23 protein-coding genes are annotated in these 26,762 nt (G+C 72.4%); 11 read left to right on the forward strand and 12 right to left on the reverse strand.

All coding sequences use genetic code 11. The features are described from left to right. Positions 1-75: 75 nt before the first annotated feature. Together NYF13_RS30260 and NYF13_RS30265 are read left to right on the forward strand one after the other, a co-directional pair. Entirely contained in the window at positions 76-504 is a 429-nt protein-coding gene (locus tag NYF13_RS30260; protein ID WP_315661341.1) for an STAS domain-containing protein, read from the forward strand. A 175-nt stretch (positions 505-679) separates the two neighbouring features. Further along, positions 680-1,075, forward strand: a complete 396-nt coding sequence (locus NYF13_RS30265; RefSeq protein ID WP_315661342.1) for an STAS domain-containing protein — start codon at positions 680-682, stop codon at positions 1,073-1,075. A 105-nt stretch (positions 1,076-1,180) separates the two neighbouring features. Here the strand turns inward: NYF13_RS30265 and NYF13_RS30270 are convergent, their stop codons facing one another. Continuing rightward, positions 1,181-1,603: a hypothetical protein gene (locus tag NYF13_RS30270; protein WP_315661343.1), complete on the reverse strand. Its 423-nt coding sequence runs from the start codon at positions 1,601-1,603 to the stop codon at positions 1,181-1,183. 401 nt (positions 1,604-2,004) lie between these two features. On the opposite strand from NYF13_RS30270, the gene NYF13_RS30275 reads away from it, so the two are divergent. After that, on the forward strand, positions 2,005-5,310 hold the full coding sequence (locus NYF13_RS30275) for a protease pro-enzyme activation domain-containing protein (RefSeq protein WP_315661344.1): 3,306 nt from the start codon (positions 2,005-2,007) through the stop codon (positions 5,308-5,310). 48 nt (positions 5,311-5,358) lie between these two features. Here NYF13_RS30275 and NYF13_RS30280 read toward each other — a convergent pair whose 3' ends face one another. Continuing rightward, complete coding sequence (locus NYF13_RS30280; RefSeq protein WP_315661345.1) at positions 5,359-6,285, reverse strand: XRE family transcriptional regulator; 927 nt, start codon at positions 6,283-6,285, stop codon at positions 5,359-5,361. A 145-nt stretch (positions 6,286-6,430) separates the two neighbouring features. Between NYF13_RS30280 and NYF13_RS30285 the strand changes: the two genes are divergently transcribed. After that, a complete protein-coding gene (locus NYF13_RS30285; RefSeq protein ID WP_315661346.1) occupies positions 6,431-6,916 on the forward strand; it encodes a MarR family transcriptional regulator in 486 nt (161 codons plus the stop codon). A 55-nt stretch (positions 6,917-6,971) separates the two neighbouring features. On the opposite strand, the gene NYF13_RS30290 is transcribed toward NYF13_RS30285, so the two are convergent. The 4 genes from NYF13_RS30290 to NYF13_RS30305 form a co-directional block, all read right to left on the reverse strand. Beyond that, positions 6,972-8,741 (reverse strand): chloride channel protein, encoded by a 1,770-nt coding sequence (locus tag NYF13_RS30290; RefSeq protein WP_315661347.1) that lies wholly within the window; start codon positions 8,739-8,741, stop codon positions 6,972-6,974. A 115-nt stretch (positions 8,742-8,856) separates the two neighbouring features. Then, a complete protein-coding gene (locus NYF13_RS30295) occupies positions 8,857-9,333 on the reverse strand; it encodes a 2Fe-2S iron-sulfur cluster-binding protein (protein WP_315661348.1) in 477 nt (158 codons plus the stop codon). Positions 9,334-9,344: 11 nt separating this feature from the next. Next, positions 9,345-11,744, reverse strand: coding sequence for a molybdopterin cofactor-binding domain-containing protein (locus NYF13_RS30300; protein ID WP_315661349.1), 2,400 nt, complete (start codon positions 11,742-11,744; stop codon positions 9,345-9,347). 152 nt (positions 11,745-11,896) lie between these two features. Beyond that, positions 11,897-13,105, reverse strand: coding sequence for a helix-turn-helix domain-containing protein (locus NYF13_RS30305; RefSeq protein ID WP_315661350.1), 1,209 nt, complete (start codon positions 13,103-13,105; stop codon positions 11,897-11,899). Positions 13,106-13,281: 176 nt separating this feature from the next. Here NYF13_RS30305 and NYF13_RS30310 point away from each other — a divergent pair, with 176 nt between their 5' ends. Both NYF13_RS30310 and NYF13_RS30315 read left to right on the forward strand, forming a co-directional pair. Continuing rightward, positions 13,282-14,397 carry an FAD-dependent monooxygenase gene (locus tag NYF13_RS30310; protein ID WP_315661351.1) on the forward strand — a complete coding sequence of 372 codons (1,116 nt, stop codon included), beginning with the start codon at positions 13,282-13,284 and terminating at the stop codon, positions 14,395-14,397. A gap of 38 nt (positions 14,398-14,435) precedes the next feature. Continuing rightward, complete coding sequence (locus tag NYF13_RS30315; protein WP_315661352.1) at positions 14,436-14,867, forward strand: nuclear transport factor 2 family protein; 432 nt, start codon at positions 14,436-14,438, stop codon at positions 14,865-14,867. A gap of 71 nt (positions 14,868-14,938) precedes the next feature. On the opposite strand, the gene NYF13_RS30320 is transcribed toward NYF13_RS30315, so the two are convergent. The 3 genes from NYF13_RS30320 to NYF13_RS30330 all read right to left on the reverse strand — a co-directional run bounded on the left by NYF13_RS30320 (position 14,939) and on the right by NYF13_RS30330 (position 17,032). After that, the gene (locus tag NYF13_RS30320) at positions 14,939-15,673 is read right to left on the reverse strand and encodes a cupin domain-containing protein (protein WP_315661353.1); all 735 of its coding nucleotides are present in this window, start codon (positions 15,671-15,673) and stop codon (positions 14,939-14,941) included. A 72-nt stretch (positions 15,674-15,745) separates the two neighbouring features. After that, positions 15,746-16,303: a TetR/AcrR family transcriptional regulator gene (locus NYF13_RS30325; protein ID WP_315661354.1), complete on the reverse strand. Its 558-nt coding sequence runs from the start codon at positions 16,301-16,303 to the stop codon at positions 15,746-15,748. Positions 16,304-16,456: 153 nt separating this feature from the next. Next, positions 16,457-17,032: a TetR/AcrR family transcriptional regulator gene (locus NYF13_RS30330; RefSeq protein WP_315661355.1), complete on the reverse strand. Its 576-nt coding sequence runs from the start codon at positions 17,030-17,032 to the stop codon at positions 16,457-16,459. A gap of 176 nt (positions 17,033-17,208) precedes the next feature. On the opposite strand from NYF13_RS30330, the gene NYF13_RS30335 reads away from it, so the two are divergent. Next, complete coding sequence (locus tag NYF13_RS30335; RefSeq protein ID WP_315661356.1) at positions 17,209-18,063, forward strand: alpha/beta hydrolase-fold protein; 855 nt, start codon at positions 17,209-17,211, stop codon at positions 18,061-18,063. On the opposite strand, the gene NYF13_RS30340 is transcribed toward NYF13_RS30335, so the two are convergent. Beyond that, complete coding sequence (locus NYF13_RS30340; protein WP_315661357.1) at positions 18,041-18,622, reverse strand: hypothetical protein; 582 nt, start codon at positions 18,620-18,622, stop codon at positions 18,041-18,043. The genes NYF13_RS30335 and NYF13_RS30340 overlap by 23 nt on opposite strands. 185 nt (positions 18,623-18,807) lie before the next feature. Between NYF13_RS30340 and NYF13_RS30345 the strand changes: the two genes are divergently transcribed. The 3 genes from NYF13_RS30345 (at position 18,808) to NYF13_RS30355 (ending at position 21,927) form a co-directional block, all read left to right on the forward strand. Beyond that, positions 18,808-19,428 carry a TetR/AcrR family transcriptional regulator gene (locus NYF13_RS30345; RefSeq protein WP_315661358.1) on the forward strand — a complete coding sequence of 207 codons (621 nt, stop codon included), beginning with the start codon at positions 18,808-18,810 and terminating at the stop codon, positions 19,426-19,428. A gap of 83 nt (positions 19,429-19,511) precedes the next feature. After that, positions 19,512-20,129 (forward strand): chorismate mutase, encoded by a 618-nt coding sequence (locus NYF13_RS30350; protein ID WP_315661359.1) that lies wholly within the window; start codon positions 19,512-19,514, stop codon positions 20,127-20,129. Between the two features lie 211 nt (positions 20,130-20,340). After that, positions 20,341-21,927, forward strand: a complete 1,587-nt coding sequence (locus NYF13_RS30355) for an alpha-galactosidase (RefSeq protein WP_315661360.1) — start codon at positions 20,341-20,343, stop codon at positions 21,925-21,927. Here NYF13_RS30355 and NYF13_RS30360 read toward each other — a convergent pair. Both NYF13_RS30360 and NYF13_RS30365 read right to left on the reverse strand, forming a co-directional pair. Beyond that, on the reverse strand, positions 21,914-22,888 hold the full coding sequence (locus tag NYF13_RS30360; protein WP_315661361.1) for an adenosine deaminase: 975 nt from the start codon (positions 22,886-22,888) through the stop codon (positions 21,914-21,916). The genes NYF13_RS30355 and NYF13_RS30360 overlap by 14 nt on opposite strands. A 51-nt stretch (positions 22,889-22,939) precedes the next feature. Continuing rightward, entirely contained in the window at positions 22,940-23,506 is a 567-nt protein-coding gene (locus tag NYF13_RS30365) for a hypothetical protein (protein WP_315661362.1), read from the reverse strand. 178 nt (positions 23,507-23,684) lie between these two features. Here NYF13_RS30365 and NYF13_RS30370 point away from each other — a divergent pair, with 178 nt between their 5' ends. Continuing rightward, a complete protein-coding gene (locus NYF13_RS30370) occupies positions 23,685-26,357 on the forward strand; it encodes a glycoside hydrolase family 97 catalytic domain-containing protein (protein ID WP_315661363.1) in 2,673 nt (890 codons plus the stop codon). Positions 26,358-26,762 lie beyond the last annotated feature (405 nt).

Genomic DNA, 26,762 nt, shown 5'->3' on the forward strand with positions numbered 1-26,762 from the left:
GGTTCCGTCACGGCCTGATGCCCCGCTGGGCGAGGCCGGCCGTGAGCTACCCACCGAAGGCCGGAGTTGCCCGTCTTGACCTCGCCCGTCCCTCCACCGCCGCATCCTCTCGACTACACCCTCGCCACCAGCACGCTCGACGGGCCCCGCGGCCCCATCGTGGTGGTGGTAGCGGGCGGAGACCTCGACATCGTCGCCCATGACGCCTTGGCCGCCGCGCTGACCGACACCGGCACCCGCGGTGACGTGATCCTCGACGCCACAGCGGTGACTTTCTGCTCCTCGGCGATCATCGGGCTCGTGCACACCGTCCACCGGCGTCTGGCCGCGGCCGGACACCGGCTCGTGCTCGCCACCGAGGCCCACGCTCTGCGCCGTCCCCTGCACCTGCTGCGCTTGGACCGCGTGCTCACCATCACCGGCGATGTCGCCGCCGCGCGGGCCCGGCTCGACCGGGCCGCCACCGACCAGCCCGAGCCGGCCGCCATCGACTCCGACGGGTGAGACGCCACCGTTGTCGTCGGTGCTCCCGCGTAGGGTGAACCCGTCCGACACCCCCGGGGTCCAACCACGCGCCCCAGTACCCATCCCGCTGCGCTCGCCGGCACCGCCCGCCCCTGATGCGGCCGCGACCTGCTTCACGAGCTACCGGCCCCCTCCGACGAACAAGGGGCTCCGCGTGCACTTCACCATCACCACCCGGCCGCACCACACCGCCGAACCGGTCGTCATCACCGTCACCGGCGAACTCGACCTCACCGCCGAACCCGAACTGACCGCGAGCACGGCCACCGCGCTCGCCGCCACCCGCGCGAGCGCGGACGGTCCCCCGGCCGCGCTGATCGCGGACCTGACCGCCACCACGTTCTGCAGCGCCGGCTGCCTCGAAATCCTCCACACCGCCCACCGGCAGGCCGCCGGCCACGGCAGCGCGTTGCTCCTCGTCACCGGCCAGCCGGCCCTGCTGCGCCCCATCGCCCTGCTCGGCATGACCTTCGACCTCGCCCCCACCCTCGGTCACGCCCTCACCCGGCTCCAGCCCCCGCCCCGCCCCGCCCGCACCTCCGAGCGCTGACGCGAAAACCCGGGCGCCACCTTCACCCGGCACTGGGTGAAGGTGGGCCCGGCGGTTCGCGTCACCAGCGCTGGCCGGGTGCCGCTCAGGCCCCCCGTGGTGGCTTCACGGCTTCCGGAAGTAGGCGTTGGCGTCCGGCCGGTGCTGGAAGATGATCGCGAGCAGCGTCAACAGCGACCCGGCGATCTGCAGGATCCCTTCCACCACACCGATCCCGCCCAGGCCGAGCGAGATGATCGACAACGCGCCCAGGATGGTGAGCACGACCCGGGCCCCGTTCCTCTCCGCGCGCATCGCGAACAGGAAAACCCGCCAGAGCGCGACCAGCACCAGCGTGACCACCGTCAGCACCACCGAGTGCGCGGCCACGGCTTGGCCCGACGCAGCGCCCTGAGCCTGGTCGTCGATCCGCACGTCCGTCTCGGTCAACGCCAGGATCGCGCCGACGATCGACGCCACCGAACTCGCCGGCCACAGGCCGAGCGCGATGGTCACCGATCTCGGCCGCACCGCGGTGCCCCCGTCCATGGCTCCGCGCGGAACCGCACCAGTTCGAGTGGTCACAGCCGGCCACTTACCCCACCCCGGTGAAGGCCACGACGGCGCGACCGGACCGTTACCCGCCCCGCCGGGGAACCGGACCGCCGGACCGCGCATCGCCCCGGGCCGCGCCGGTATGCCGCTTTCGGCCGTTCCGGGCCGGTGACCCGGCCGCCAGTTCCTTGACGCTCACCGGCCAAATCTGGACTGTCACTGAACAAAAACGTCCCTGAGCTGCGTTTACCACCCACCGCGGGAACTCCGAAGTGAATGTCACTGAACGTTCACGCCGTGCATACCAAGCGGCTGAGACGCAATTAGCGTCCTCGGGCATCGGCGATCGCCGGCCTCGTACCCGGCGATCTCTCCCCTCACCACGTGGAGGAACGGTGTCAAGATCCCTGCCCGCCATCCGAGCCGTCGCGGTCGCGGCGTGTCTCGTCACGGCGGCCACCTCGGCGGCAGCCGGAACAGCCAGTGGCGCCCCACCGGCACCGCTGGTCCCGCTCGCCGCACACGGCGCTTCGATACCGGCCGGCGCCCACCGCGACGGCGCGCTGCCCGATGCCCAGGCAGTGCACGTCGCGGTGGCGCTGCGGCCGCACGACCAGTCCGGCCTGGACCGGTTCGTGGCGTCGGTCAACGACCCGCAGTCCCCGGCCTACCGGCACTTCCTCACCTCGAACCAGTACAACGACCTGTTCGCGCCACGTCAGTCCGATGTGGACAAGGTGACGAACTACCTGCGGGCCAAGGGTCTTCACGTCGACGACGTGTCCGGCAACCGGCAGGTCGTCGACGCCTCCGGCTCCGCGGACTCGGTGGACCAGGCCTTCAGCACCCGGCTGAGCGCCTACACCGGTGGCGACGGACGGCAGTTCTACGCCAACGACAACGCGCCGAAGGTGCCCGCCGACCTCGCCGCCACCGTGCGCGGCGTGACCGGCCTCACCAACCGGGAGGTCGCCCACCGCGCCTCGGCCCCCGGCGGCCCCGCCGGACCGGGGGGCGGCTACACCCCCGCCCAGTTCCGCACCGCCTACAACATGAAGAACCTGTCCGCCTCCTACACCGGGTCCGGGCAGACCGTCGGGCTGATCGAGTTCGACGCGTTCAAGCAGTCCGACATCAACTCCTGGACCAACTACTTCAGCCAGCCCTCGGTGACCCCGAAGGTGACCCCGGTCGACGGTGGCGTGTCCAGCCCGGGCAGCAACCAGCTCGAGGTGACCCTGGACGTCGAGGCCGTCGCGGCGACCGCCCCGGGCGCCGCCCAGGTGGTCTACGAGGCCCCCAACAGCGACAGCGCGTGGGTCGACGAGATGGCCAAGATCGCCAGCGACAACGCGATCACCGTGCTGTCGAACTCCTGGCTGCTGGGCGAGAAGTGCGAGTCCGACCCGATCGCCTCTTCGCACGACTCCTACACCCAGCTCGCCGCGCAGGGCGTGACGATGCTGTCCGCCTCGGGTGACTGGGGCGCGACCGGCTGTGGCTACAACGGCGACAACTCGACCATCCAGGCCGACTACCCGCCGTCGGACCCGCTGTTCACCGGCGTCGGCGGCACCCAGCTGCGCACCGCCGACAACGCGGGCACCTACACCTCGGAGTCCTGCTGGAACCAGGGCGGCACCGGCAACACCCGCTCCGGTGGCGGCTACTCGATGATCTACGACCGGCCCGAGTGGCAGACCGGGAACAACGCGCACCGCTCGGTCCCCGACGTCGCGATGGACGCCGACTACGGGGCCGGCGCGCTGTCGGTCTACATGAACGGCGGCTGGCAGGACGTGGGCGGCACCAGCCTGTCCTCGCCCCTGTGGGCCGGCTACATCGCCATGGTCAACCAGAAGGCCAAGGCGGGCGGCAAGTCGAACCTCGGCGGCATCAACCCGACGCTGTACTCGATCGGCAAGGGCAGCTCGTACTCGTCGAACTTCCACGACGTCACCTCCGGCAGCAACGGCACCTACTCGGCGGGCACCGGCTACGACCTGTGCACCGGCTGGGGCTCCATGCAGGGTGACACCCTGGCCGACTCCCTGATCGGCGGCACGACGCCGCCGGCCGCCAACGACTTCTCCATGGCGGCCGACCCGGCTTCGGTCAGCGTCGACCCGGGCAAGACCGTGACGACGACGATCTCCACGAAGGTCACCAAGGGCAGCGCCCAGACCGTGGCGCTGTCGGCCAGCAGCCTGCCGGCCGGGGTGACCGCGTCCTTCGACCCGGCCTCGGTGACCGCGGGCAAGTCCTCGACCCTCACCCTCACCGCGGCCTCTTCGGCCTCGCCGGGGCCGAGTTCGGTCACCGTGACCGGCAAGGGCTCCGACGCCACCCACACCGCGACGGTGTCGCTGACGGTCAACGGCTCCGGCAAGGGCGACTTCTCCCTCAGCGTCAGCCCGAGCTCGGCCACCGTGGCGGCGGGGCAGTCGACCTCGGCCACCGTCTCGACCGCCGCGGCCCCCGGCGGCCGGGGCGCGAACCCGAACGTGATCAACGGGCAGCCCACGACCGTGGCCAAGTACCCGTTCATCATCTCCGAAAGCCGCACCGGCGGGGTCCGCCCGCAGGAGCAGTCGTGCACCGGCAGCGTGGTCGCCAAGCGGGCCGTGCTGATCGCGGCGCACTGCAAGTTCGCCGACGGCGACCCGAAGTACCTGATCTACGGGCGTGACGACCTGGCCGACACCAGCAAGGGCACCCGGATCGAGATCGCCGAGTTCCGGATCCACCCGGACTACACCCCGCAGAGCGACGAGGGCTTCCGCAACGGCAACGACGTGGCCATCATCTTCACCAAGACCGACATCCCGGTGCCCGCCGGCATGACCTACCCGACGATCGCGTCGTCCTCGGACACGCTGGCGCTGGGCACCCAGGGCACCGCCATCGGTTACGGCAAGACCGATGCCAACGACAGCAACAAGAACACCAAGCTGCGCGAGGCGGTGCTGCCCACCGTCGACGGCCAGAACTGCCGCGGCATCGACTCCTCGGCCTTCAAGCCGGACTACATGTTCTGCGACGGCTACGGAGACGGCAGCAAGGGCCTGTGCCAGGGCGACTCGGGCGGGCCGTACTACTACAACGGCAAGATCTACGGCGTGTTCTCCTGGCTGCGCACCGACTGCGCGTCCTACAACGTGCACGGCAAGCTCTGGGGCTCGATGGGTGACTGGGCCAACGCCCAGATCGGCTCCACCCCGCCGGGCAACGGTGACATCGCGCTCTCGGCCAGCGGGCTGCCTTCCGGGGCGACCGCGACGTTCGACCCGACTTCGGTCAACGCGGGCAGCTCGTCGAAGCTGACCATCTCCACCAGCGCGTCGACCCCGGCGGGCACCTACAAGGTGACCGTCACCGGCAAGAACGCCACCGCGAGCCACGACGCCACGTTCACGCTGACCGTGACCAAGGGCAGCAGCGGGCCGGTGACCGTGGCCGACCCGGGCTTCCAGTTCACCCAGCACGGGCAGCAGGTCAACCTGCCGATGTCCGCGTCCGGTGGTTCCGGCGGCTACCGGTGGACCGCCACCGGGCTCCCGTCCGGACTGTCGATCAACGCGAGCACCGGGGTGATCAGCGGGAAGCCCAGCAGCTCCGGGCAGACCTACCAGGTGTCGGTGACCGCCACCGACAGCTCGGGCACCAGCGGAAGCGACCAGTTCTCCTGGTTCGTCTACTGATCCCCGGGGGGTGAGAGACGACCGGTGGCCCTCCCCGAGGGCCACCGGTCAGTCCCATTCCCAGCTCAGCCCGGCGATCCCCGGCCGCACGTCCTCCACCACCAGGTGCGCGGCCCCGGTCAGGCCGATCCACAGTGGATGGCCGCGACGGGCCGGGTCGGCCGGGGTGCGCTGCCGGTAGGGCACGCAGTTCGCCGGCGCGGGCCCGGTGAACTCCACCTGCAGCACCAGCTCGCGGACCGGCCGGGTGAACCGGCGGTGGTAGTGCGTGAGCTCCGGGCCGCCGGCGAACTTCCAGGTGAACTCCACCACGGTCCGTTCCCCGGCCATCAGCCGCTGGTCCAGCACCAGCTCGCACACCGTCGCCCCGGCCGTCTCGTCGCGGCGCGTCCGGCCGGGCCGGCAGAACCGCGAGGCCGCGAGCTCGGGCAGCTCCGACTCCTCGACCCACTGGTAGACCAGGCAGCGGTCCACGTGATCGCGGGCCGCCTCCACCACCATCCGGGTGCTGACCTCGGCCAGTCTCCGGTCGGCGCCCACCCGCACGTCCTCGTGCACCGACAGGTGCCGCAGTCCCTCGTCCGCGGACACCGCCAGCGAGGCCACCAGCGGATCGTGCCCGGGCCACATCCGCTTGCGGTCCACCGAACCCGGCTCCGCGCCCCGGCCCCGGGGGCGGGGTGGCCCGAGCAGGGACACCAGCGCGGACTCGGGCAGCCCGAACAACTCCTCCAGCGCCCGCACCGCCCGCAGCGACTCGTCGCGTTCCGGCCGGCACTGCCCGTTGCGCCAGTAGCTCAAGGCCGCCCGGCTCATGTGCGCGCCCCGGGCTTCGAGGTCGTCCTGCAGGCGCTTCAGGCTCAACCCGCGCACGTTCAGGCAGTGATCGAGCACCTGGGCGAAAGTGCCCTGGCGCAGCAGCCGGCGCAACTCCCGATCGACCGGCCGGGCGGTGGAGACGCGGTCGGCGGGCACAGGACTCCTCGGGGACGGCGCCACGCCCCACTATCGCCCCTCACCCCGCGCCGGACAAGTACCGCGAGCCCGGGCGCCTCGTGCCGCAGCCGGACGGGCCGGGCCTCGTCGGCGGGAATCGCCCCAGGTGCGGCACACTGGGGCCATGCCCCGTCCCACGACCGCCGCGGCCGACGTCGACGCGGTCACCGACGCCGTGCTCACCGCGTCGCGGCTGCTGGTGGCCGTTTCCGCCCGGTCCATCGCCGCCGCGGGCGACCTGATCACCCTCCCGCAGTTCCGGCTGCTGGTCGTGCTGCACTCGCGCGGGCCGCTCAAGCACGCCGCGCTCGCCGAACTGCTGGGCGTCAACCCTTCCACGGCCAGCCGCATGGTCGACCGCCTCGTCACCGCCGGCCTCGTCACCCGGCAGGACAGCCCGTCCTCGCGTCGGGAGATCGCGGTCGAGCTGACCGGTGAAGGCGCCCGGGTGGTCCGCCTGGTCACCCAGCGCCGGCGTCGCGAAATCGCCAAGATCGTCGCCAAGATGCCGGAACCGGCGCGCCACGGGCTGATCGACGTCCTCACCGCGTTCGCCGAAGCGGGCGGCGAACCACCCGCGGGCACCGGAGCCGAGGCGATCTGGGCCTGAGCGACCGCCGGGCCGGGGAACGAGGCGTTCGAGAAGGCCCGAGGCCGGACCACCTTCAGCGGGCAGCGTCCGGCTCCAGCGCGGTGAGCACCGCCTGGTGGGTGATCCAGCCGCTGAGCCGGTCCTCGCCGGACAGCACGGGCAGCCCGGTGCCGGGCGCGTCGGTCAACGCGGTCAGCGCGTCGGCGAGGCTGCTCTGCGCGGTCACCAGGGGCGGCAGCTCCGCGAGGTCACCGGCCACTCCGCCGCTGCCGCCGGCCAGAGCCTCCGCCACGGCGCGGGCCGTGACGCAGCCCTGGTAGCGCCCGTCCGGCCCGACCACCGGCAGGATCCCGTGCCCGGACACCGCCAGCGCGTGGGCCGCGCGCTCCAGCGGCAGGTCCCCGGCCAGGGGTTCCGGCAACGCCTCGGCCACGGCCTCGACCCGGGTCCCCGCCAGCCTCCGGGAGTCCGGGTGCCGGTCGAGGTCCACGCCGCGGCGGCGCAGCTTCAGGGTGTAGATCGTGTCCTGGCCCAACGCCCGGCTGGTCGCGGTCGCGATCACGATGGCCGTCAGCATCGGCAGGATGATCGGGTACTGGCCGGTCAGCTCGAACAGCACGATCACCGCGGTGATCGGCGCCCACGCCGAACCGGCGAACGCCGCGCCCATCCCGATCAGCCCGTACACCCCCGGCGAGGCGGTCAGGCCGGGCAGCCACGCGTGCACCACGATCCCGAACGCCGTGCCGGCCATCGCCCCGAGGAACAACGACGGCGCGAACACCCCGCCGGAACCACCGATCCCGATCGTCAGGCTGGTGGCCACGATCTTGCCCGCCAGCAACAGCAGCAGGAACCCGATCAGGTACCGGCCCTCGAGCGCGTTCTGCAGCACCGGGTACCCCACGCCGTACAGCTGCGGCAGGGCCAGCAGCAGCGCCCCCAGGAACACCCCGCCGACCGCCGGGCGCAGCCACTCCGGCCCCCGCCACAGCGCGTCGCACGCGTCCTCGACCAGGTACAGCACGCGGGTGAACAGCACCCCGCACGCGCCCACCACCAGGCCGAGCCCGATGAACAGCAGGTACTCCACCGGGCTGCGCAGGGTGAACGGCGGCAGGTCCAGGAACGGCACGTCACCGAACACCGCCCGCCCCACCACGCTCGCGGTCACGCTGGCCAGCACGACCGCGCCGAACGATTCCGCGGCGAAGTCCCGCAGGATCAGCTCCATCGCGAAGAACGGCCCGGCCAGCGACGCGTTGAACGTCGCCGCGATCCCGCCCGCCGCGCCACAGGCCACCAGCACCCGCAACCGCGACTCCGGCACCCTCGCCCTCCGCCCCAGGGCCGAGCCCAGCGCCGAGCCGATCTGCACGATCGGGCCCTCGCGTCCCACCGAGCCGCCCGAGCCGATGGTCAGCGCCGAAGCCAGGGCCTTGACCACGCTCACCCGCGCCGGGATCCGCCCGCCCCGCTCCGCCACGGCGTACATCACCTCGGGCACCCCGTGCCCGCGGGCCTCCGGCGCGAACTTCTGCACCAGCGGCCCGTACACCAGTCCCGCGACCACCGGGGCCAGCAGCAGGAACCACGGCCCCAGCGCCGGGAACCACGGATGCGCCACCCGCCCCGCCGCCGAGTAGTCCGGCTGCCCGGAGAACAGGTGGGTGAACGTCGTGATCAGCCACCGGAACGCCACCGCGCCCAGACCGGCGCCGGCCCCGATCACCAGCGCCAGCCCGATCAGCCCGGTCGGGCTCGCCCGCAGCCACCGCCCCAGCGGCGGCCGGGCCGGGACCACCGGCTTCCGCTCCGCCGCACCGCCAACCGTAGACACCATTGCAGTATGCAACACTTGTCTTGGTCATCGAAAGCGACGTCGCCCACAGCGATCACGGGCCCGGCCGGGGACGGCCCGCGCGCCGTCGCACCCCACCGGACCGGCCGGCCCCCGGTCACATCTTCGCGGCCCCGGCCCGGATCGCCTCCCGGATCCGGGCGTAGGTGCCGCACCGGCAGATGTTGCGGATCTCGTCGAGGTCGGCGTCGGTGATCTCGTGGCCGGCGGCGGTGGCCTGCCGGACCTTCGCGACCGCGGCCATGATCTGGCCCGGCTGGCAGTAGCCGCACTGGGCGACGTCCAGCTCCAGCCACGCCTCCTGCATGGGGTGCAGGTCCTGGCCCACGGTCGCGGGCAGGCCTTCGATCGTGGTGATCTCGTCGGTGTCCTCGAGGTCGGCGACCCGCACCGAGCAGGGGTTGAACGCCTTGCCGTTGAGGTGGCTGGTGCACGCCTTGCAGACGTCGAGGCCGCAGCCGTACTTGGGCCCGGTGATGCCGAGCAGGTCCCGCAGGACCCAGAGGAGCCGGAGGTCGTCGTCGGCGTCGACGGTGACCTGGCTGCCGTTGACCTTGAAGGTGTGGTGCGGCACGGCTCGCTCCCTCAGTAGGTGTGGTCGAGGCCGTCGGTGGGCGACGGCGGCGTGGACGGCTGCAGCGGCAGCGGCTCGAAGCCGAGCGTGCCGTGGTTGATCGGGAACGAGGTCGGCATCCGGCCCACGGCCCGGCCGTAGGCGCACGCGACCGCGGCGAACGACGGAGCGACCGCGAGCTCGCCGGCGCCGCCCGGGCTGGCCGAGGTGTTCGGCATGACGATGACCTGCGTCTGCGGCGGGGTGTTCCACTCGCGGGTGTAGAAGTAGTTGTCCCAGCTGCCCTCCAGCGGGATGCCGTTCTCGATGTGCACGCTCGAGGTCAGGCACATTGCGATGCCGTCGTTGAGCCCGCCGATCATCTGTGCTTCCAGCCCGCGCGGGTTGATCGCGAACCCGGGATCGACCACCACGACCGCCTTGGTCACGCGCGGGCCGGTGACGGCGTCGGGGATCTTTCGCCCGACCGTCTCGGGCCGGCAGTCGATCTCGACCAGCACCGCGATCGCGCCGCGGTACTCCGAGTGCAGCGCGATGCCCTGGGCGGTGCCGTCCGGCATGGCCCGGCCCCAGTTCCCGGCCTCCGCGGCCCGGTCGAGGACCGCCCGCAGCCGGTCGTCCCGGAGGAACTCGCGGCGGAACGCGACCGGGTCCCGGCCGAACTTCTTCGCCAGCTCGTCGACCACGAGCTCCTCGGCGGTCACCAGGTTGGGCGAGTAGATGTTGCGCATGCTGCCGGTGTTGAACTTCAGCGGGATCTCGTTGAGCAGCTGGGTGGTCACGCCGAAGTTGTACGGCGAGGACTGGGTCAGCAGGAAGATCGACTCGGCGAAGCTCAGGTTCCCGGCGATCGGCAGCCGGGAGGCGAAGGCCGTCAGCATCTCGCCGAGCCCGTGGCTGAATTCGGTCTGCACGCTGGTGTGCCGCTGCTCGAAGCTGACCACGTTGCCCAGCAGGTAGGTCGCGCGCACCCGCGAAACGCACATCGGGTGGATGCGGCCCTGCCGGAAGTCGTCGGTGCGCGACCACATCAGCTTGACCGGCTTGCCCATCTTCTGCGACGCCTCCGCCGCTTCGGCGGCCGCGTCGTGGAACAGGTGCCGGCCGAACGAGCCGCCGCCCTGGGTCACGTGCACCTTCACCGCGTCCAGGGGCAGGCCCAGTTGCTTGGCGATGTCCTCCTGCGCCACGATCGGCACCTTCAGGCACGACCAGATCTCCGCCCGGTCCGGCCGCACGTCGGCGATCGCCGAGCCGGTCTCCAGCGGGCTGTTGCTCGCGGCCGCGAAGGTGAACTCCGCGTCGAGGTGGAGGTCGAGCAGTCCGGGCACGGTCATCGGCAGCTGGGCCGCCTTGAGCTGCGCCAGCACGGTGGCGTCGGACTCACCGTCCACTGTGCCCGGTCCCCAGGTCACCTCCAGCGCCCGGATCGCGTCGATGCAGTGGCCGAAGGTGCGCCCGCGCACCGCCACCCCGTGGGCGATGGCGACCACGTCGGTGATCCCGGGCATGGCCTTGACCTGCGCCGCGTTGGCGATCGCCTGCGGCGTGCCGTTGATCGTCGGCGGCCGCGCGACCATGGTCGGCCACGCGTCCGGGACGTCGAGGTCGAGGGTGAACCGCTTGCGGCCGGTGACCGCGTCGTGCGCGTCGATCCGGTTCTGCGGGGTGCCGAGGACGGTGAACTCCGAGCGCGCCTTCAGCGTGGCGACCACGCCGACCGTGGTGGCCGACGCCGCGGCCTTCGACAGGGAGCCGTACCCCGCCTGCCGGCCGCCGGGGTGCCGGACCGTGCCGGCGGACGTGGTCAGCTGCGCAACCGGCACGCCCCACCGCGCCGCCGCCGCGGCCAGCAGCCGCTGCCGGGCGATCGAGGCGGCGGTGCGGACCGGGGTGTAGATGCTGCGCATCGAGTTCGACCCGCCGGTGAGCTGGTTCATCAGCAGCTCCGGCCGGGCGTCGGCGAGGGTCACGTCGATCCGGTCCAGCGGCAGGTCCAGTTCCTCGGCGATCATCATCGCGACCGCGGTCGTCATCCCCTGCCCCACTTCCGCCCGCGGCACGGCGAAGGACGCGCGCCCGTCGGTGCCGACCCGGACGGCGATCAGGCCCGAGGTCGGCAGCGCGGCGAGGTTCTGCAGGTCGCCGAGGTCGAAGAGGTCTTCCGGCTGGGGCAGCGAGGGGATCGCCGCTTCGGCCCGGCCGGGCGTGAGTTCGGCGGCGCCCACCTGCGCGGCGACCGCGAGCGTCGGCGCGGCGAGCACGAAGCCGAGGAAGCGGCGGCGGCCGAGGGTGCGCGGCCCGGGGTCACCGGGCGGCCGGCCATCGGCGGCGGCGGCCCGGTCGTCGGGGGGCTGGGTATCGGAAGGCTGGGCATCGGGCGGCTGGGCGGCGGGGACGTGGTGGGCCATGAGCGGCTGGTCCTCTCGAACGACGGTGTCGGAGAAGTGCGGGGCTGAACGCCGCCGAGCCGGAGTGTTACACAGGTCACACCGCCGAAAGAAGGCCCGGGCTGCCTACATTTGGCCCAGTGCCGTTGTGCACCGTGCACAGCGGGTACCGGTCAGGGCACGCGCGGTGGTGGCAGGAACGGCAGGGCCCGCACGATCAGCCCCCACTCCAGCGGCAGTTCCCCGCCGGTGAGCCGCCGCTCGATCAGCCCCTCGATCCGGTGGATCCGGTTGAGCACGGTGTTGCGGTGGCAGTGCAGCACCTGCGCCGAGCGCGTCGCCGAGCCGCCGCTGGCCACCCAGGCCGCGAGGGTCTCCAGCAGGAAGCCGCGCTCCTCCCCGCCCAGGTCCAGCAACCCGCGCAAATGGGTGTGCAGCAACGCTTCGGTCAATTCCGGTGAGCTGAGCAGCAGGGCCTCGGGCAGCCGTTCGGCCAGGCCCACGACCTCGGCGCGGCCCGGCGGCACGGTCCGCATGGCCAGGACCGCCTGGCGGTAGGCCGTGTGCACGGCGGCGAGCCCGTCGACGACCAGCGACACCCCGGCCGCGGTGGCCAGCACGGACCCCACGGCCGCCGTGACCGCGGTGACGTCGCGGCCGGGCAGGGAGACCAGGCCGACGAGCGCGTCGGCCCGCAGTTGCCAGGCCGAGTCCGAGCCGTGCCTTTCGAGCGCGGCCCCCAGCGGTTCGAGACAGTCCCCGCGGCCCGCGCCCGCCGCCGCGACAGCGACGTAGGGCCCGGAAATCGGCAGCCGGAGCGTGCGGCCGGCTTCGTAGGCGAACCCGGTGTCCCCGGCCCGTCCCTGCAGCAGCCCTTCCCACAGCGACGCGCGGCGCTGCTCGTCCGCGCGCACGAGGGCGCGCTCGGTCGCGTGGTAGGCCTGGGCCACCTGGGCCGAGATCGCGTCGACCACCTCCCACACCCGGGTCGCGAGGTCGAGCATGGCCTCGTTGTTCACCTCCCCGGCCGCCCGCGCCTGGTCGGTCAGCGCCTGCCAGACCAGGCGCCCGCCGAGGCGGAACGAGCGCAGCACATCGTCGAGCGGCAACTGCTGCTCCGCCCGGCGCCGCCCGGTCGCGCGCGCCGCGTCGGAGAAGTCCTCGGCGGAGCCGGACTGGCCGATCAGTTGCAGCACCCGCCGCAGGTTGTCGTGGCACGAATGCCACAGATCGTTGCGCGGCACCACATCGACCAGGCGGTAACCGGGATTCTGCTCGCCGATCACCGAGACCAGGACCTCGGTCAGCGGTTCGAGCCGGTCCAGCACGCTGGCCGCGAGCGACCGCGCCGTGTCCCCGCCGTCGAGCTGCGCACCAGCCATCCGCACCCACCATCGTCGCCCGCGAAGGGAGCCGGCCCCGACGACCACGCCGATCGGCCCGGATCGCAGGAGCCTACGTCCTCACGGCACCGGCCGCGTACTCCCATCGCGGTCGACTAAAGCAACAATTTGTTGCTATAGTTGCCGGGTCAGCACAGCGATCCCGGGAGGGCACGATGAAGATCCTGATCAGTGGCGCGGGAACGGCCGGGCTGAGCGCCGGCATCGACCTCGCGCGGGCCGGGCACGCGGTGGAGATCGTGGAGCGGGCGAACCACCTGCGGGTCAACGGCTCGCCCATCGACGTGCGCGGCGCGGCGCTCGAGACCGCGCGCGCCATGGGAATCCTGGACGCGGTGCGCGCGCACCGGATCACCATGACCGAGCAGACGGTGTTCGTCGACCGGTCCGGGGCGGCCGTCGCGCCCCTGGCGGGGCCGCAGATCAACGAGTCCGCCGACGACCTCGAACTCCCCCGCGAAGACCTGATCACCATCCTGCGCGGCGCCCTGCCCGACCAGGTGGACCTGCGCTTCGAGGAGTCCATCGCGGCGCTGTCCGACGAAGGCGATCGGGTCGCGGTCACCTTCGCCTCCGGGCGCGAGGCCGGTTACGACCTCGTGGTCGGCGCCGACGGGGTGCACTCGGCGGTGCGGCGCCTGGTGTTCGGCCCGGAGCGGGAGTTCACCGAGCACCTCGGGGTGTACGTCGCCATCGGGGACGCGCCCGGCCAGGTGGATTCCGGCCCCGCGCGGGTGACGGAGATCTTGAACCTGCCGGGGCGCTTCGCCGGGGTGGCCCGCTATCACGACCGGGCACTGGGCATCTTCGAATTCCGGTCCGCGCCGATCGCCTACGACTACCACGATCCGGACGCGCAGAAGCGCATCCTGGCCGAGGCCTTCGCCGGGATCGAGGACTGGAAGGTCCCCGAACTGCTCGAGACCGCCCTGGACGACCCCGAGCTCTACTTCGACGCGATCGCCCAGATCGTCATGCCGGGCTGGCACCGCGGCCGGGTCGTGCTGATCGGGGACGCCGCGCACTGCGCGACCCCGATGGCCGGGCGGGGCGTCTCGCTGGCCCTGCTCGGGGCATGGGCGCTGACCGAAGAACTCGGCCGCCACGGTGCCGACCTCGCGGCGGCGTTCGCCGCTTACGAGCAACGCCAGCGTCCTCATGCGGCCGCGGCCCAGGAGTTCGCGCGCAGCGGGGCCGACCTCATGGTCCCCGCCACCTGGGAAGCCATCGAGGCCCGCAACGCCCGGTTCCGCGCGGTCTGCCCGCAGTAGGCCGCACCGGTGATTCGACCGCACACGAAGGAGCAACCATGCGAACCCCCCGTGAAGTGATCGAAGAGGTCCGCCGGATGATCGCCGGCGACGGGCCCGAGTTCTCCACCCTGTTCGCCCCCGATGGCGTGGTCCGATATCCCTTCGCCCCGCCCGGCACCCCCGCCGAACTACGCGGGCACGACGCCATCCGCGAGTTCTACCGGGCCGGTGAGACGAGCAAAGGACTGGTCGAGATGGCCGAGGTGACGGCCGTGGTGCACGAGACCGACGATCCCGAGGTGGTGGTGGCCGAGATCGGCCACCACGGCCGGTCGCACGCGACCGGGGCGCCTTACACGTTTCGGGCGCTGGCCGTGGTCCGCGTGCGGGACGGCCGGATCGTCAGCTACGACGACTACATCGACCCGATCGCCCTGGCCCGGATGCTGGGCCGGACCCGGGAGCTGGCCGAGACGCTGAACCGGTAGCGGGCTGCGGATCGGACGAAGGCGGCGGGCCCGGGTCACCTTCGCCTCCCCCGGCGGACGGCGCACCGGTTTCAGCGGTCGAGCGGAGTCAGCGTGGGGGTTTCGCCCGGTCCCGCCGGGAAGTGGGCGAGGAACGTGACGCCTTCGTCCTGGGCGTCGAAGCGGGCGATGCGCGTCGATTCCGGTTCGTAGAAGACGTCACCGGGGGTGAGCACCGACTCCGGGCCGCCTTCGATCCGGTAGACGGCGGAACCGGACTCGATGCTGCCGAAGACGGGTCCATTGTGGACGTGCAGTCCGGTGCGGTGCCCCGGGGCGATGGTGATGCGGCGGACTTCGACGCGGTCGACCGGCCGGGGTGCCGGCAGGCGCTGGTCCAGCACGAGGGTGCGGGTGACGGGCTCGGCCGGGGCCGGGCCCGGCCCGGAACCGGCGACCGGCTCGCCGATCTCGGTGCGCGCGCCGTCTTCGGAGAGCTCTTCGATGGCGAGGTGGGTCATCGCGGTGGTGTCGGTGGCGCCGTGCCAGTGCCATTCGCCCGCCGCGACGCGCACCGTGTCACCCGGCCGGATCAGCGTGGCCGGGCCGCCGCGGAGCTGGAGGTAGCCCGTGCCTTCGGTGACGACGAGGACCTGGCCCAGCGGGTGCCGGTGCCAGCGGGTGCGGGCGCCGGGGGCGAACAGCACCCTCTGCACGCAGGTCCGCGACGGGCCGTCGGGCTCGGCGAGCGAGGTGACCCACGCGCTGCCGGTGATCACGTCGGCGGGCGCGGCGACGCTGCTGGGCGGGACACGGCGGACGGTCAACGGAGGGCTCCCGGGATCCGATGGGGCTCAGCAGGATTCGTCGAGGTGCAGAGGGTTCGGGGTGCAGGGGATTCAGGGGGCGGCGAGCAGGGCGAGCACCCCGCTGATCGCCTGGTCGAACGGCTCGGGCGAATCGGCGGCGCGGGCCAGGACGTAACCGCCCTGCAGGACGGCGACGACGGTGGCGGCGAGCGCGGCACTGTCCAGGTGGCCGGGCAGCTCCCCGGCGGACCGGCCTTCCTCGAAGACCTCGGTGAACCGCGCGCGCAGGCGGGCGAAGGTCTCGCCGACCGGGGCGCGCAGCTCCGGGTCGGCCACGATGTCGGGGTCCTGGGTGAGCCGGCCGATCGGGCAGCCCCGGAGCACGTCTCGCTCGCGGCGCAGGTACGCCCGGACCCGCTCCAGCGCGGGACCGGGCCGGCCCAGCTGGGCCTCGGCCGCGTCCAGCAGCTCGTCCGCGCTGCGGCGCACGGCGGCCAGCGCCAGCTCCCGCTTCCCGGAGAAGTGGTGGTACATGCTGCCCGGCCCGGCCCCCGCGCGCTGCTGGATGGCCTTGGGGCTGGTGCCCACGTAACCCCGCTCCCACAACAGCTCGCGCGTACTGGCGATGAGCTGATCCCGAGTCTCCACGACCAGACTGTACCTACTAGTAGGTACAGAATCAAGGTCCAGCCTGAGCAGTGGGGACGGCTCCGCGATGACGAAAGCGGAGGACGCCTTCAAGGGGCCGCAGAGCCCGCCGGCGGATCGCCACCACCCCGGACTCCCTCGCGGGACGGCGGGTCAGGACCGGCGCATCCGCAGGATCAACGCGACCGCGTCCGCCGCGCCGTCCGAGTGGGCGCCCGGGGTCAGCACCTCCTGCAGGAGCAGTCCGCGCAGCGCGGCGATGGTGACGGTGGCCGTGGTCAGCGCCGCCTCGGCGCCGAGCCCCTCGCGTTCGGCGAGCGAGGCCAGCAGCCCGGTCAGGTCGTCGAGCGAGGCGATGAACTCGCGGAATTCCTCCGGGCGGTGGGCGGCCAGTCCGACGACGTGGAAGAAGGCGCGGGCGCGCGACAACTGCTCCGGACGGAGGTAGGCCCGCCAGATCGCCACGACGAGGTCGTCGAAGGTGCCGTGGCGAGCGGCCTCGATCAGCCTCGCGTTGTCGCGCGAGCGCTGCTGCCCGAGCATGGCGGCCAAGACGCCCGAAAGCGAGCCGAAGTGGTACCGCAGCAGGGCGTGGCTGGTTCCGGCGCGGGCGGCGATCTCGCGCAGCGACACCTCCGGCGAAGGGAGGTCCACCCCGAAGGCGTCGAGGAGCCGGGCCAGCAGGCGCTCGCGCGCGTCGCCCCGGCCTTCCGAACTTGACAGGATCACTCCCGCAGTTTATCCATTGGAAAAGACAAAGGCACGACGGAGGGAACCGTGAGCAGCTTCGCGCCCCCGGCCTGCTTGCCCTGGAAGGGAAAGCCGATCGAAGACCCGAATCCGTCCGCCCACCCCGCCGCCGCTCTGGTGGCCGTCCACACCGGACGAGTCGTGAAGGATCTCCGATGAGCGTCATCTGGCAAGGCTGCCTCGCCGACACCGACTACTTCGAGCTGCGCTCCCGCGGCGGGCACGACTACGGCGTGTGGGTCACCACCCCGCCGCACTACGACCCGGCCGCCGCGCCGGCACCGGTGGTGTACGTGCTCGACGGCAACTGGGCGGTGGGCCTGACGGCCCCGCTCATCGTCACCCAGCTCGACCCCCTGCAGCCCATCCGGCCCTACCTCCAGGTCACCGTCGGCTACGCGGGCGAGCAGGCGCAGCACTGGGCCCGGCTGCGCAACCGGGACCTCGTGCCGCCCGGCGAACCCGTCGCCGCGGAGTTCACCGACGCCGTGGCGGCGAACGTCCGAACCGGCCGGATGACCCGCGAGGAGGGAGCCGCCTACCTGGCCGAGCTGAGCGACAGCCGCGCCGATGTGTTCCTGAGTTTCCTCACCGAAGAACTGCACCCGCGGATCGAACGCGATTACGGCACCGCCGCGAGTGGCCACGGCCTCTTCGGCTATTCCTACGGCGGTCTCTTCGGCCTCTACACCTGGCTCTCCGGCTGCACGCTGTTCGAGACCATCGGAGCGGGCAGCCCCGGCGTCGCCGGCCGGGACAGCCGGGTCTTCGCGCAGCTCGAAGTCCTCGACGAGGGCCGGCAAACCACCAAGCTGCACGTGACCCTCAACGAGCGTGAGCTGCTGGGAGACCTGCCCGTCTACCAGCAGCTCACGCAGCACACGGCGGCCCTGCTGCACCGTCTCAGCGCCCGCAGCGAAGCCGTGACCAGCGCGGTCCTGCGCGAAACGCACGTGACCGGCCTGACCGCCTCGTTCCTGAGCTACCTCAGGACCTGCCGATCCCGGTGAGGCCGGGTACCGAGCGGCCGAGCCGGATCGCCGAGACCAGGAAGAAGACGCCACCCAGCACCGCGTAACCGGCCACAGTGGACAGGGACGGATTCCCCGCCCCCGCGCTCAGGACGAAGTTCGCCCCCGCCAGCACCGAAATCCCGCCACTGAGGATCATCGGCCACTGCCCGCCCATCCCGCGGCGGCCGATCGCCACCACCAACTGCACCAGACCGGCGAGGACGGCCCACGCACCCCACACCCGCAGCACCGCCGGGACACCCGACGCCGCGCCCACCGCGATACCGGCCGCCGCCGCCGCGCTGATCACCGCGTTCACGGACAACCCGGGCGCCGGCCCCGAAACCCGCGACGACCGAGCGTCCACAATGGCCGATCCCACGTCGAACAGCGGGTACAGGATCACCAGGGCGGCACCGAGCGGCGACAGCCCCGGTCCGGCCGTGGCGAACAGCACCGCCGCCCACCCGAGGGCGAACCCGAACCGCACGAAGTACAACCGGCGCAGCACCGGGGCCGATCCGTGGACGGCGGGGGAATCGACTGTGGTCACCATGGCTCCTTCACCAGGAGGGACGAACCCTCAAAGAGACTGATCGTTCTGTCTCTTTCAAGGATGGCCGGGCGCCCCCGCCCCGGTCAAGACCGACCGTTCTATCCGAAATCTTACGGGCCACGATCCGGCGACACCGACCGTTCTCCCCGTATAGTGAGCCGCGCGCGAGGAAGCAGGTGATTCAAGTGTCCGAGGCCCGCGATCGGCTGCTCGGCACGGCCGGCCGGCTGTTCTACACCCAGGGGCTGCACTCCGTCGGCATCGACCGGATCGTGGCCGAGGCCAAGGTGACCCGCGCGACGCTCTACCGCCACTTCCCCAGCAAGGACGAGCTGGTCGTCACCTACCTCACCGCCGCGGACGACGCCATCCGGGCCCAGGTCGAAGCGGCCCGCGCCGCGCAGGAGTCCGCGGACGGCCTCGTGCGCGCGGTCGGCCGCACCATCACCGACGCCATCCGGTCCGACGGGTTCCGCGGCTGCGCGTTCCTCAACGCGGCCGCCGAGTACCCCGCCGAAACGCACCCGGTGCACCAGGCCGTGCTCGAGCACCGCCGGTGGTTCCTCGGCACGGTCACCGAACTGCTGGCCACGACCGGTGAGACCGCACCCGAACCCGCCGCCCGCCACTTCGTCATGCTCCGCGACGGCGCGATGACCGCCGGCTGCCTCACCGACCCCGAACCGATCTGCGAAACCTTCCGGCTCGGCGTCGAGGGGCTGCTCAAGTACCGCGAAACCCCCGGCATCAAGCCGTCCTCCCGCAAGCGGCCCGCCGCGAAGAAGGCCGCCGCCAAGAAGCGCTGACCCGCCGCCACAGGCGCGGCGGCGAGCCGGGTCCGGGAGACTCACGGACGGCACCCGTCCGCCCGAGAACTGTAAGGCCGACCATGAGCACCCGGACCCGTCGTGGCATCGCCACCACCGCCCTGACCGTGGCCGCGACGCTGGCGGTGGCCGGTTTCCCGGCGTCGGCCGCGCAACCCCCGGCGAAGCCCGCGGTGGTCGCGGCGCCCCCGGCGTTCGGCCGGCTCGGTCCGCTGATCGGCCTCGTCGTCGAACGCCTCCGGGTGAGCGACGACGTGGCCGCCGCCAAGTTCGGCACCACCTCGCCCATCGACGACCCCGGCCGCGAGCAGCAGGTGCTGGACCAGGTGCGGGCCCGGGCCACCGCCCTCGGGCTGGACCCGGACGCCGCGGCCGCGTTCTTCCGCGACCAGATCACCGCGAGCAAGGTGGTGCAGCGGGGGCGGTTCGCCCGCTGGACGGCGCACCCGGACCAGGCGCCCACCACCCGTCCGGACCTCGGGCCGATCCGCACCCGGCTCGACCGGCTGACCGCAGACCTGCTCGACCGGCTGAAGGCCACTGTGGACCTACGGTCCGAGCGGGTCCCGTGCACCGTTCAGCTCGCCGTGGCCGCCGGTTCGGCGGTGGTGCTGGAACGGCTGGACGCGCTGCACCGGCGGGCCCTCGGCACCGCGGTGCACTCGGTGTGCGGCGGCTGAACCTCCGCAGTCGCGCCAGGCCGGCCTCAGGGGTTGGGCCGGCGTCCGTCATCGCGGATTCCCGCGACCGTCAGGTTTCCGCCGCACCGCGACCGGGTGCAACTTTAGTCGGCAATCCAACAAGAATCACCAAAATGGCGCTTGACCAACCAGCACCCAACACCGATGCTGCTCCTCGGATCTCACACCGTCGTCAGGCCGGGAGCCCCCCATGCGCCGAACCCTCGCCGTCTTCGCCACCGCTCTGGCCGCCGCCGGGCTGCTGAGCCCGCCCGCCCAGGCCCTGGACAACGGGCTCGCCCGGACGCCCCCGATGGGGTGGAACACCTGGAACACCTTCCAGTGCAACATCAACGAGACCCTGGTAAAGCAGACCACCGACCTGATGGTCAGCTCCGGTATGCGCGACCGCGGCTACGACTACGTCAACCTGGACGACTGCTGGATGACCCACAGCCGGGACGCCGCCGGGAACCTGGTCGCCGATCCCGCGAAGTTCCCCAGCGGGCTCAAGGCGCTCGGCGACTACATCCACGCGCGCGGGATGAAGTTCGGCATCTACGAGAGCGCCGGCACCGAGACCTGCCAGCACTACCCGGGCAGCCTCGGCCACGAGCGGGCCGACGCGAACAGCTTCGCGGGCTGGGGCGTGGACTACCTGAAGTACGACAACTGCGGCAGTCCCGGGGGTGAGACCCAGCCGGACTACGTGCGCCGCTACTCCGCGATGCGCGACGCGCTCAAGGCCACCGGCCGACCGATCACCTACAGCCTCTGCGAGTGGGGGAACTTCGCCCCTTCGTCCTGGGCCGCCGACGTCGGCAACCTGTGGCGCACCACCGGCGACATCAGCAACAACTGGGGCAGCGTCGACTCGATCTACCGCCAGAACGTCGGGCTCGCCGCCGCCGCGAAACCCGGCGCGTGGAACGACCCCGACATGCTCGAGGTCGGCAACGGCATGGACTTCCAGGAGGACCGCGCCCACTTCACCCTCTGGGCCGCGATGGCCGCGCCCCTGATCGCCGGAGCCGATCTCCGTTCCGCGAGCGTCGCCACCTTCTCGACCTACCTCAACGATGACGTCATCGCCCTCGACCAGGACCCGCTGGGCCGGCAGGCCACCCGGATCTCCTCCTCGGGCGGCCTCGACGTGCTCGCGAAACCGTTGCAGGGCGGGGATGTCGCCGTCGTGCTGTTCAACGAAAACAGTGACACCCGCACCGTCTCGACCACGGCCGCCGCGGCCGGGCTGCCCGCCGCGGGCAGCTACCGGCTGAGCAACCTGTGGTCCAAGGAGCCGACCACGAGCACCGGGACGATCAGCGCGAACGTTCCTTCGCACAGCACGGTCGCCTACCGCGTGACCCCGAACGCGAGCGGCACCAGCATCGGCACCGCCCGGCCGTTGCAAGGCGCTTCTTCGGCCCGCTGCCTCGACCTCAACGGCAACGTCACCACGCCCGGCGCCCAGGTCGACATCTGGGACTGCGACGGCGGGCCGAACCAGTCCTGGACGCCCACCAGCGCCGGTGAGCTCAGGTCCAACGGCCTCTGCCTCGACGCCGACCACGGCGGCACCACCGCCGGGACCAAGCTCATCGCCTGGACCTGCCACGGCGGCGCGAACCAGCAGTTCAAGCTGAACCCCGACGGGTCGATCACCAGCACGCAGACCGGCCTGTGCCTCGACGTCACCGGGGGCGACCGGCCGGCCGGCAACGTCAACGGCGTTCAGCTCGAACTGTGGGGCTGCAACGACGACGCGAACCAGAACTGGCAGCTCAAGCCCCGCTGAGCCGGGCCGCGCGGATCTCCTCCGGCGGGGCGAAGGACCCGGTGAAGCTGTTGCGCACCAGCACTTCCACCTCGTCCCCGGTCAGCCCGAGCGCCTCGGTCACGGCCGCGTAGTTCTCGTTGACGTACCCGCCGAAGTAGGACGGGTCGTCGGAGTTGACCGTCACCGGCACACCCGCGTCCATCAGGGCCCTCAGCGGGTAGGCGGCCAGGTCCTCGGTCACGTGCAGCCGGAGGTTCGACAGCGGGCACAGGGTGAGCGTGACCTGCTCGTCGGCGAGCCGGGCGACCAGGCCGGGATCGTCGGTGGCGGTGTAGCCGTGGTCGATCCGCTCGACCCGGCAGACCTCCAGCGCCTCGCGGATGTAGGCGGCCGGGCCCTCCTCCCCCGCGTGGCAGGTGGTGCGGTAGCCCTCGGCGCGGGCGGCGGCGAAGTAGCGGGCGAACTTCGACGGCGGGTTGCCCCGTTCGGCGCCGCCCAGGCCCACGCCGAGCACGTGCTCGCGCCACGGCCGCACCAGGTCGAGCAGTTCGAGGGCGTCGGCCTCGCGGCGGTGCCGGTGGGCGCTCACCAGCAGCGCGCCGTCGATGCCGGACTGCTCGCGGGCTTCGGCGATGGCGTCGGTGATGCCGCCGAGCTGGGCTTCGAGGCCGACGCCGTGGTCGAGGAAGACCTGCGGGCCGAACAGCATCTCCGCCCGCCGGACCCCCTGGCCGGCGGCCCGGCGCAGGTAGGCGGCGGTGAGGTCGTGGAAGTCCTCGCGGGTCCGCAGCACCCGGCAGCCCGCGAAGTACACCGCCAGGAAGTCCTCCAGGCCGGTGAAGGAGTACGCGGCCCGCAGCTCACCGGCCGTGGGCCAGGGCAGGGTCAGTCCGTTGCGGCGGGCGAAGCGGGCCAGGTCCTCGGGTTCGAGCGTGCCTTCGAGGTGGACGTGCAGTTCGGCCTTGGGCAACGCGGTCATGCGGTCCTCTTCCCGCAGAAGTGAACTGATCGATTCACTTCTTCGGGAAGGCTACACCCCGGGCAGCAGGGCGGCGACGGCCCGGTCGTGCGCCGCGTCGACCTCCGCCCGCGGCTCGCCGCAGATCAGCATCATCTGCGAACCGCGCCACAGCGCGACGATCGCCCTCGCCGTGTCGTCCGGCCGGGCCACGGCGGGATCGCGCCGCAGCGCCTCCGACACCACCGCCGTCCAGCGTTCCCGGGTCTGGGCCAGGAACTCCGGGTGCCGGCCGGGAACGTCGGCGGCCGTGCCGAACCGGGCGAAGAACAGCCGCAGGTGCGGTAGCCGGGCCGGATCGGCGAGGTGGCGCCAGGCCGCCGAAACCCGGTCCGCCGACGGGCCGGGCCCGGCGAGGAGGGCGGCGAGCCGGTCGAGCAGCGAGGTGCCGCCGAGGATCCGGTCGACGGCCGCGCCGAGGAGCCCGTCGAGCGAGCCGAAGTGGTAGAGCACCATGCGGTTGCTGGACCCGATGCCGCGGGCGAGCTCGCTCAGGGACAGCTCGACCACCCCGTGGGCGAGCAGGAATTCGCACGTCAGACCCAGGAGCCGGGCGCGTTCGGTCGGTCCGCTGGCCATCGGGCGAGCCTAGAGGACGATCCCGTCCGGAGCGCGGGCCGCCCGTCATCGTCCACACTGGACATCAGGCCGGCCCGGCTGGGCCGATGCGGTGTTCCCGCTGACAGGAACGGACACAAACCAACAAAAACCTTGACGAACCAAACAGCCGAGGCGTTGTTTGGACCTCGTGAAGCCGATGAAGCTGGGCACTGCCGCCCTCGCGTTCGCATTGCTCGCCGGGGTCGCCGCGGCCCCGTCCGCCGAAGCCGCGCCCGACGCCTGGACCGTCCGGGGCCCGGGCCGCGTCAGCGCGACGCTGGACCTCGACGGTGCCGGCGAGCTGCACCTGGCGGTCGCCGACGGCGGCGCCCAGGTCTTGGCCCCGGGCCGGCTCGGGATCACCACCAGCGCCCACGCCTTCGACTCGGGCCTGTCCTTCGCCGGCCGCCGGGACCGGCTGGTGCGCGAGTCCTACGCCATGGTCACCGGCAAGCAGCTCGACCGGTCGGCGACCATGAGCGAGTCGACGTTCACCTTCCGGACCGCGGACCGCGCGACGGTCGAGGTCGTGGTCCGCGCGGCCCGGGACGGCATCGCCTACCGCTACGTCCTCGGCGGCTCCGGCCCGGTCACGGTGCAGCGTGAAGCGTCCACCTTCGAGCTGCCCGCCGGCGCCGAAGCCTGGGTGCAGCCCTACCAGAGCGCCTACGAGACCGAGCGCACGCAGACCACCGCCGCGGGCGCGAACACCGCCGAGCCGAGGTCGTGCACCGGCAGCACCTGCTCGTTCGGCTACCCGACCCTGTTCAAGACCGGCGGCCGCTACGCGCTGCTGACCGAGTCCGATGTAGACGGACGCTACTCGGGCACGCACCTCGACCACGCCGACGGCGCCACCGCCTACACCGTCGCCCTGGCCGACGGCCGGCCCGTCACCGCGAACGGCCCGCTCGCCACCCCGTGGCGCACCGCGATCGTCGGCAGCCTCGACACCGTGGTCCGCTCCACCCTGGTCGACGACCTCGCCCCGCCCTCGAAGGTGCGCGACACCTCGTGGATCAAGCCCGGCGTCGCGGACTGGTCGTGGCTGACCGGCGGCGTCGAAGCCAGCGCCAGCGCCGCCACCCAGCGCTCCTTCATCGACTACGCCGCCGCGCACGGCCTGTCCTACACCCTGGTCGACTACGGCTGGCAGGAAAGCGAAATCCCCGGCCTGGTCCGCTACGCCCGCGCCCGCGGGGTCGACCTGGTCCTGTGGTTCGCCTGGACCGACCTCGAAACCCAGCAGCAGCGCGACCGCTGGCTCCCGGAGCTCAAGTCCTGGGGCGTGGCCGGGGTCAAGGTCGACTACATGAACTCCGACGCCCAGTCCCAGTTCCGGTGGTACGACGCCATCCTCGCCGACACCGCCCGGCTGCACCTGATGATCGACTTCCACGGCGCCACCGTGCCCCGCGGCCTGCAGCGCACCTGGCCGCAGGTGATGAGCGTCGAAGCCGTCCGCGGCGAGGAGAACGGCCAGGACGCCGACCGCGACGTCTTCCTCGCCTTCACCCGCAACATCGTCGGCTCCATGGACTACACCCCGGCCTGGTTCTCCCGCCCCGGCCGCCAGGACTCGCCCGGCCACGAACTCGCCCAGGCGGTGGTGTTCGAATCCGGCTGGACCCACCTCGGCGACGACCCCGCCGGCTTCGCCACCCAGCCCGCGGCCGAGCGGTACTTCGAACAGCTCCCGACCACCTGGGACGACACCCGCCTGGCCGCCGGCTCCCCCGAGCGGGACGCGAACGGCGACCGCCAGGTGGTCCTGGCCCGGCGCAACGGCGATCGCTGGTTCATCGGCGGCCTCCTGGCCGGTCCGGCCGGCGTGCTGAGCACTCCCCTGGGCTTCCTCGGCCGCGGCCGGTGGCTGGTCGAGACCACCAGCGACCAGGGCGGCACCCTGACCCGGACCACCAGCACCCACACCGCCGCCGACACGCTGAAGCTCACCTCACCGGCCAACGGCGGCTTCGCGGCCATCGCCTGCCCCGCCGCCTACGGCCGCACCACCTGCGACAACCCGGTCGTGCCCGCCCCGGCGACCACGCTCACGCTCACCCCGTCGACCGCCGCCGCCGCACCCGGATCGACCCTCCCGATCGGCGCGAGCTTCGTCCTGCCCCAAGGCGCTCCGCTGCACGACGTCCGGCTCGACCTCGAAGCGAACCGGCTGCCCGCCGGGTGGAGGGCGACCGGCCGCACCGTCCGCGCGGGCACCCTGCGGGCCGGCACGGCGCTGACCGGCCGGTGGACCGTCACCGTCCCCGCCGCCCAGCAGGGCACGGTCGTGGAAGTCCCGGTCGCGGCCACCTACGCCCGCCCCGGCCACGAACCGGTGCACGTCGAGCAGGTCGTCTCGGTCAAGGTCCCGCCGCACGGCACCGTCGGGGTCAGCACGCTCCCGTTCGAGTCCGCCACCAACGGCTGGGGCCCGGTGGAACGCGACCGGTCCAACGGCGAAACCGGTGCCGGCGACGGCCGGCCCCTCACCCTCCACGGCACCGTCTACCCCCGCGGGATCGGCGCGAACGCCACCAGCGACGTCAAGATCTTCCTCGGCGGCCGATGCACCGGCTTCACCGCGACGGTCGGCATCGACGACGAAGTCGCCTCCTCCGCCCAGGGTTCGGTGACCTTCAGCGTCCTCGGCGACGGCAAGACCCGCACCGCCACCCCCGTCCTCACCAGCGCGAGCGGCCCGGTGGGGCTGACCGCCGACGTCACCGGCGCCCAGGAACTCGACCTGGTCCTCGGCGACGGCGGCAACGGCAGCGCCTTCGACCACGGAGACTGGGCCGCCCCGGAGCTCACCTGCCGGAGCTGATCCGAGGACCGCTACGCGGGTGTCGTTCCGTGGTGCCCCGGCCAAGGCCGGATCCACGACCGGCAGGTCCTCTTGGGACTGTCCGCTCAGGACAGTGGTCACGGCTGAGGTGAGGCCCGGCGCACGGGACCCGGCGGCGCCGGGCCTCACCGGCTTCCGCTCTTGCCGTCCGACAGCGGTCGGGGACGCTACCGGACGCGGAAGCCTTCACGGAGGCCTGGTGCGCACAGCCTCGCTTCACCGCTCCGCCGTCGCCAGTCGAGGAGGGAGGCGCGGCGACCGCAGGTGGTGGACACCCCGTGAGGCTGATGGCCCGCGCTGCAATGCCAACGGCGCCGTGGAGTGAATCCCCCGGCCCTGCGGTTTCCGGTGGCGACGCTGGGTGACCCTTTTCGCGTCGCCCGG

Origin of the sequence: Amycolatopsis sp. PS_44_ISF1 (assembly GCF_032335455.1) — a bacterium.
In the GTDB taxonomy this organism is placed as follows: domain Bacteria; phylum Actinomycetota; class Actinomycetes; order Mycobacteriales; family Pseudonocardiaceae; genus Amycolatopsis.

Coding starts and splice junctions, on each gene's coding strand:
- NYF13_RS30270 (WP_315661343.1), bottom strand. CDS start 1,603: ATGGACGGGGGCACCGCGGTGCGGCCGAGATCGGTGACCATCGCGCTC.
- NYF13_RS30285 (WP_315661346.1), top strand. CDS start 6,431: ATGCCCCGTCCCACGACCGCCGCGGCCGACGTCGACGCGGTCACCGAC.
- NYF13_RS30290 (WP_315661347.1), bottom strand. CDS start 8,741: ATGGTGTCTACGGTTGGCGGTGCGGCGGAGCGGAAGCCGGTGGTCCCG.
- NYF13_RS30300 (WP_315661349.1), bottom strand. CDS start 11,744: ATGGCCCACCACGTCCCCGCCGCCCAGCCGCCCGATGCCCAGCCTTCC.
- NYF13_RS30305 (WP_315661350.1), bottom strand. CDS start 13,105: ATGGCTGGTGCGCAGCTCGACGGCGGGGACACGGCGCGGTCGCTCGCG.
- NYF13_RS30310 (WP_315661351.1), top strand. CDS start 13,282: ATGAAGATCCTGATCAGTGGCGCGGGAACGGCCGGGCTGAGCGCCGGC.
- NYF13_RS30315 (WP_315661352.1), top strand. CDS start 14,436: ATGCGAACCCCCCGTGAAGTGATCGAAGAGGTCCGCCGGATGATCGCC.
- NYF13_RS30335 (WP_315661356.1), top strand. CDS start 17,209: ATGAGCGTCATCTGGCAAGGCTGCCTCGCCGACACCGACTACTTCGAG.
- NYF13_RS30340 (WP_315661357.1), bottom strand. CDS start 18,622: ATGGTGACCACAGTCGATTCCCCCGCCGTCCACGGATCGGCCCCGGTG.
- NYF13_RS30350 (WP_315661359.1), top strand. CDS start 19,512: ATGAGCACCCGGACCCGTCGTGGCATCGCCACCACCGCCCTGACCGTG.
- NYF13_RS30355 (WP_315661360.1), top strand. CDS start 20,341: ATGCGCCGAACCCTCGCCGTCTTCGCCACCGCTCTGGCCGCCGCCGGG.
- NYF13_RS30360 (WP_315661361.1), bottom strand. CDS start 22,888: ATGACCGCGTTGCCCAAGGCCGAACTGCACGTCCACCTCGAAGGCACG.
- NYF13_RS30365 (WP_315661362.1), bottom strand. CDS start 23,506: ATGGCCAGCGGACCGACCGAACGCGCCCGGCTCCTGGGTCTGACGTGC.
- NYF13_RS30370 (WP_315661363.1), top strand. CDS start 23,685: ATGAAGCTGGGCACTGCCGCCCTCGCGTTCGCATTGCTCGCCGGGGTC.